This is a genomic window from Microbacterium sp. DT81.1 (assembly GCF_049844955.1).
Taxonomy (GTDB): Bacteria; Actinomycetota; Actinomycetes; order Actinomycetales; family Microbacteriaceae; genus Microbacterium.
Genome location: NZ_JBNCMA010000029.1, coordinates 1 through 614, shown reverse-complemented (window position 1 = coordinate 614; position 614 = coordinate 1). Strand labels below are relative to the sequence as shown.

2 protein-coding genes are annotated in these 614 nt (G+C 68.9%); both read right to left on the bottom strand.

Annotated features, from left to right (window positions below; all coding sequences use genetic code 11):
* The coding region (locus ACLQ2Q_RS22200; RefSeq protein ID WP_425824074.1) for a cation transporter at positions 1-182 on the bottom strand (182 nt) is incomplete at its 3' end.
* A complete protein-coding gene (locus ACLQ2Q_RS22195) occupies positions 179-505 on the bottom strand; it encodes a heavy-metal-associated domain-containing protein (RefSeq protein ID WP_425824072.1) in 327 nt (108 codons plus the stop codon). The genes ACLQ2Q_RS22195 and ACLQ2Q_RS22200, both read right to left, overlap by 4 nt.
* Positions 506-614 lie beyond the last annotated feature (109 nt).

Here is a 614-nt window from a genome sequence, read left to right as displayed (position 1 = left end):
GATTCGACCGCCGCGATCAGCTCCGCCGCCTCGACACCGTCGGCGCGGACGCGGGCTTTCTCGGTCGCGTAGTTGACGGTCGCCACAACGCCGGTGAGCTTGTTCAGTTTCCGTTCGATCCGCGTCGCGCAGGACGCGCACGTCATCCCGGAGATCTCGAGCTCCACATCGAGCGCACTCATGAAGGGCTGCCGGCGAGGGCGTACCCCGCCTCCTCCACCGCGGCGCGCACGCGTGTGGCATCGATCGGAGTGGCGCTGTGGATGGTCACACGCGAGGAGCCGCCCGCATTCAGATCGACCGACACGTTCTCGACCCCGTCAATCGCGGTGATCTCCTCGGTGACGCTCATCACGCAGTGCGAGCAGGTCATCCCGTCCACCAGAACATCCTGTGTGGTCGTCGACACGGCAACGCGCGTGTCGATGGCGGACGCGGTGGAGCAGCAGCTGCAGCCGGCGGCGGAATCGGTCAGGCCCAGGTCGGTGCGCTCGTTCGTGGTCATGATGGTGTCCTCTCGGTCGGGGGGGGGGGGGGGGGGGGGGGGTGTAGGCACCCCCAAGGCGGGCGAGCGGATCGGGTCCAAACAGGAAACACGCCCCCCCGCCCCCGCC